At 73.9% G+C, this 4,891-nt stretch carries 7 protein-coding genes; 5 read left to right on the top strand and 2 right to left on the bottom strand.

The window, feature by feature from the left end; translation table 11 throughout:
- The 5 genes from AB0M20_RS27545 to AB0M20_RS27565 form a co-directional block, all read left to right on the top strand.
- Window positions 1-501: ATP-binding protein (locus AB0M20_RS27545; protein WP_364303004.1), on the top strand; the 501-nt coding region annotated here is incomplete at its 5' end.
- Window positions 498-1,169, top strand: a complete 672-nt coding sequence (locus tag AB0M20_RS27550; RefSeq protein WP_364303005.1) for a response regulator transcription factor — start codon at window positions 498-500, stop codon at window positions 1,167-1,169. The genes AB0M20_RS27545 and AB0M20_RS27550, both read left to right, overlap by 4 nt.
- Before the next feature lie 74 nt (window positions 1,170-1,243).
- Window positions 1,244-2,134, top strand: a complete 891-nt coding sequence (locus AB0M20_RS27555; RefSeq protein WP_364303007.1) for an alpha/beta hydrolase — start codon at window positions 1,244-1,246, stop codon at window positions 2,132-2,134.
- The gene (locus AB0M20_RS27560) at window positions 2,131-3,273 is read left to right on the top strand and encodes an acyltransferase (RefSeq protein ID WP_364303009.1); all 1,143 of its coding nucleotides are present in this window, start codon (window positions 2,131-2,133) and stop codon (window positions 3,271-3,273) included. The genes AB0M20_RS27555 and AB0M20_RS27560 overlap by 4 nt, the downstream gene beginning before the upstream one ends.
- A 54-nt stretch (window positions 3,274-3,327) precedes the next feature.
- Window positions 3,328-3,501 carry a hypothetical protein gene (locus tag AB0M20_RS27565; RefSeq protein ID WP_364303010.1) on the top strand — a complete coding sequence of 58 codons (174 nt, stop codon included), beginning with the start codon at window positions 3,328-3,330 and terminating at the stop codon, window positions 3,499-3,501.
- Window positions 3,502-3,527: 26 nt separating this feature from the next.
- Here the strand turns inward: AB0M20_RS27565 and AB0M20_RS27570 are convergent, their stop codons facing one another.
- Both AB0M20_RS27570 and AB0M20_RS27575 read right to left on the bottom strand, forming a co-directional pair.
- Complete coding sequence (locus AB0M20_RS27570) at window positions 3,528-4,172, bottom strand: response regulator transcription factor (protein WP_364303012.1); 645 nt, start codon at window positions 4,170-4,172, stop codon at window positions 3,528-3,530.
- Window positions 4,159-4,891: histidine kinase (locus AB0M20_RS27575; RefSeq protein ID WP_364303014.1), on the bottom strand; the 733-nt coding region annotated here is incomplete at its 5' end. The genes AB0M20_RS27570 and AB0M20_RS27575, both read right to left, overlap by 14 nt.

Here is a 4,891-nt window from a genome sequence, read left to right on the forward strand (position 1 = left end):
GCCGAGCTGGCGGGGATCGCGACGTCGGCCCGGGCCGCGCTGACCGACATGCGGCGGCTGCTCGGCGTGCTGCGGGCCGACGACCAGGAGGCACTGACCGCGCCGCAGCCGGGGCTGGACGAGCTGCCCGCGCTGATCGAGAAGGCGCAGACATCCGGCCTGGACCTCAGCGTGGAGATCACCGACCTCACCGGGGTGCCCGAACCGGTGGCGCTGGCCGCGTACCGGATCATCCAGGAAGCGCTCGCCAACGCCGCGCGGCACGCGCCGGGCGGTCAGGTGCGCCTCGAGGCTCGCGCCGCGGAGGATCGGCTGGACCTGGTGGTGCGCAACGGCATCGGCGAGGACGGGCCACCGTCCGGCGGGATCGGCGGGCACGGTTTGATGGGCATGCGCGAGCGCGCCGAGCTGCTGGGCGGCACACTGCACGCGGCACCGGACGGGGCCGGCGGGTTCCGGGTGGAGGCGAGCCTGCCCTACGAAGGGAAAGCGGCGGAATGATCAAGGTGCTGATCGCGGACGACCAGGCGATGGTGCGGCAGGGCTTCGGGGCGCTGCTGACCGCCCAGCCCGACATCGTCGTGGTCGGCGACGCCGAGGACGGCGAGGCAGCCGTCGCCAAGACCCGCCAGCTCGCGCCCGACGTGGTGCTGATGGACGTCCGGATGCCGCGGATGGACGGCCTGGAGGCCACCCGGCGGCTGCTGCAGGGCCGCCCCGAGGGCGACGGGTCGGGGCCGAAGGTGCTCATCCTGACCACCTTCGACCTGGACGACTACGTGTACGAAGCGCTGCGGGCCGGCGCCAGCGGCTTCCTGCTCAAGGACGCCCCGGCCGCCGACCTGCTCAACGCCGTGCGGGTGGTGGCGGCCGGCGACGCGCTGCTCGCACCGGGCGTGACCCGCCGGCTGATCGCGGAGTTCGCCGCGCGCCCGCACTCCGACCGGCCGCGGCCGACGGCGCTGAACGCGTTGACGCCGCGGGAGACCGAGGTCTTGCGGCTGATCGCGCGCGGCCGGTCCAATCAGGAGATCTCCGGCGAGTTGGTGGTCGCCGAGCAGACCGTGAAGACCCACATCGGACGGATCCTGGCGAAACTCGGCTTGCGTGACCGGGCGCAGGCGGTCGTGTTCGCGTACGAGTGTGGTCTGGTGGCGGTCGGCGAGTAGCACCGTGGTGCTACCCGCAAGACCGCACCACGGTGTGACGATCATGGATAGGCCGTGGCCCCAATCTCCGGGCCATGAAGGTTCTCCTGAGCACCACGCTCCTGCTCACTCTCGCCCTGCCCGGCCCCACGCTGGCGACCGCCGCCCCGGCCGCTCCCCCGTCGCCGGCCCTGCCGGCGCTGCGGATCGCCTTGCACGACGCGGATCTGGCCATGCTCCGGGCCGGCGGCACGTACGCGACCTGGGCAGCTTCCGGCCGGCAGTTCCTCGCCTTCGACCCGGCCGGCGACGGCACCGCGGCCGAGGTGGTCGGTGACGTGTCCACCGCGGACCGGATCGCGGTGCTGGTGCCCGGAGTGGACACCAAGCTGCGGGACTTCGACCGCGGGCTGGGCGGCGTGGCCCGCCGGGCTCCGGCGGTGCAGGCGCGGGCGCTCTACCGGACGCTGCGCGCGGCCGACCGCTCGGCGCGGGTCGCCGTGGTGGCGTGGCTGGGCTACGACACCCCGGAGGGCATCGGCGTGGACGCGATCCGGGAGAAGCGCGCGCGGCAGGGCGCCGAACGGCTGACCGGCTTCGTCCAGGGCCTGCAGGCACAGCGACCGGAGGCGGCGGTGACCCTTGTCGGGCACAGCTACGGTGCGATCGTGGTGGGACTGGCCGCACCGCACCTGCCCTCGGTGCATGACGTGGTGGCGCTCGGTGCGCCCGGCATGGGCGCGTCGCGGGCGTCCGACCTGGGCGGCGCCCGGGTGTGGTCGGCGCTGGCGGCGACCGACTGGATGCGCCGGATCCCCCGGCTGCGTCTCTTCGACCTGGGCCACGGCCGCCGCCCGTCCGACACGGCCTTCGGTGCCCGGCCGCTGCCGGCGGCCGGCGTCGCGGGCCACGACTACTACCTGACCCCCGGCACCGACACGATCGACGCCGTGGCGGGTGTGGTCCTGGGGCGGGCCGCCGCATGACGCGGGACCGGAGCATCGACGCGCTGCGCGCGGTGGCCATCGCCGGGGTGGTCGGCGGGCACTGGCTGGTCACCGGGCTGGTGGTGGACGGCGAGGGAGCGTGGCGGCAGGCCAGCCCGCTGACCTCGATGCCGGGCTTCGTGCCGGTGTCCTGGATCCTGCAGACGCTGGGCCTGTTCTTCTTCGCGGGCGGGTTCGCGGCGGCCCGCTCGGCCCGGCGGCCGGCGCTGCGCAAGCTCGCCGTGCCGCTCGCGGTGGTCCTCGGCGGCTGGACCCTGGTGCTGGTGACGGCGACGGCGCTGGGCCTGCCCGACGGGACCCGCAGCACGATCATCAAGCTGGTCGTCAGCCCGCTCTGGTTCCTGCTCCCCTACCTGGCGCTGGGCTTCGCGACCGGGCCGCTCACCCGGGCCGTGGACCGGGCCGGCCCGTTCTCCCTGGTCGCCCCGGCCGTTCTCGTGGTGGCCCTCTCCGACGCCGGCCTGGTCCCGGCCTGGGCGGCGGTCGTCGCGGCGTGGTCGATCCCCTGGATCCTGGGCATCGCCCTGGCCCGCCGCGGCCGGACCGTCCTGCCCGCGGCCGGGCTGCTGATCGGCGGCCTCACGGCGCTGGCCGTGCTGGTCGTCGCGCTCGACTACCCGGCGTCGGCGGTCGGGGTGCCGGGCGACGGCCGCTCCAACCTGTCGCCGCCCTCGCTCTTCGCGGTCGCGCTGGCCGCGGCGCAGATCGGCCTGTTCCTGCTGATCCGCGACGCGTGCCGGATCAGGATCGAAATGCCCCTGGTCGCGTCACTCAATCGGGCGGCGCTGCCGATCTACCTGATCCACCAGAGTGTCTTCGTCGCCGTGGTCGCGGCCGCCGCCGCGATCTGGCCACAGCCGGTGCCGGGCCTGCTCACGGCGCCGCAGGACCCCCAGTGGATCATCGCGAGGGTCGCGTGGCTACCATTCCTCGCGCTGACCCTCGCGGCACTCATCCGGGTGTCGTGGCGGACGACACGACCGCAGGGGCGCCTTAAGCCGGCCTTAAGCGGTAAGCTGCTGGACGGCCCGAACGACGAGTCACGACCGACGGAGGTGATCGCTGTGCGAGATAGCGATCCTCCCAGTCGTGGCCGGGCCGCTCGTCAGCGTCTCTGAGTCTCGCTGACCCGACTCCACCCTGCCCACCACCGGTGAACCGGTGTCTGTCGTGTGCGCCGCGACAACGGGTTTCAGGGTTCCGGCCGCGACGACACGTGCGCGCTTTCCGAGAGCAGCTTCCACCGGAAGGTCCGTCCCATGAGCCGTTTCGTCGCGCCCCTGACGTTCACCATGGCCGCCGCCTGGGTCGTCGTCATCGTCGTTCTCCTGCATGGCAACAACTGAGACCATCGGGTCGGTCCTGACCCGATTCATCTGTCCAGGCCCGCGTCGCGGGCCTGGATGATCGCCTCGGCCCGGCCGGCGACCTGCAACTTCGTGAAGATGTTCGACACGTGGTTGCGCACGGTCTTCACCGAGAGGCTCAGCTGCCGGGCGATCTCCGGGTTCGTCCGATGCTGCGCCACCAGCGTGAGCACCTCTCGCTCCCGGTCGGTCAGCTGCGGAAACACCGAGGCCGGGCGGTCCGGCCCGCGGCCGAAGTAGTCGGCGATGCGCCGGGCCACCGCCGGCCCGAAAAGGGCCTCGCCGTCGGCGGCCACCCGCACCGCCCGCAACAGGTGGGCGCGCAGTGCGCCCTTGAGGACGTAGCCCCGCGCACCGGCGCGTAGGGCCGCGAACACCGACTCGTCGTCCTCGAGCATGGTCAGCACGACCACCGCGATGTGCGGGCTGGCGCCGGTGATCCGCCGGGTCGCCTCGATGCCGTCGAACCCGGGCATCTTCAGATCCATCAGGACGACGTCCGGCTGCAGCAGGGCGGCCTGCGAGACGGCGGCCGGTCCGTCCGGCGCCTCGCCCGCGAGCTCGATGTCCTCCGCCAGCGACAGCACGGCGCGCAGTCCCTCGCGGAACGGCTCGTGGTCGTCGGCGATCAGCACCCTAATCCGTTCCACCGTGATCACCTCCGGCGACGTCCAGCGGCAACCGCGCCGACACCCTGGTGCCTCCGCCGGGAAGGGCGTCGACCGTGCAGCGACCGCCGAGCTCCCGCGCGCGGTCCCGCATCGACACCGTGCCCACCCCGGCCGCGGCCGCGGCGGCGACACCGCGACCGTCGTCGTCGAGGTCGATCAGGAGCGTCCCGCCCGCCACGTTCAGCCTGACCTCCGCGGTGGTCGCCCCCGCATGACGCAGCACGTTGGTCAACGCCTCCCGCACGATGGCATAGGCGGCGACCTCGACCGCCGCCGGCAACTCGGGCATGCCGCCCGCCACCACCCGGACCCGGATCTGCCGGCCGAGCTCGTCCGCGAACTGGCGGATCGCCGCCACCAGGCCGAGCTCGTCCAATGTGGGTGGTCGCAGGCCGCGGGCGATGCGCCGGACCTCCGACAATGCCTCCGCGCCGCGGGCGAGCGCCTGTGCGAGCAGGGCTTCCGCCTCGTCGGGCCGGCGGCGCAGCACGTCGCGGGCGACCTCGATGTGCAGGACCTGTGCCGCCAGCGCCGGTCCCAGCCCGTCGTGCAGATCGCGGCGCACCCGGCGACGCTCCTCCTCGCGCGCGGTCACCACGTCCGCGGTCAGCCGGGCCGTGCGCTGGTGCAGGCGCACGGCGAGCACCGCGGCGGCGATCTGGCGGGCCAGGTCGGTCAGCAGTGCGCGGTCCTTGGCG

Source organism: Actinoplanes sp. NPDC051633, from assembly GCF_040681735.1.
Classification (GTDB): domain Bacteria; phylum Actinomycetota; class Actinomycetes; order Mycobacteriales; family Micromonosporaceae; genus Actinoplanes.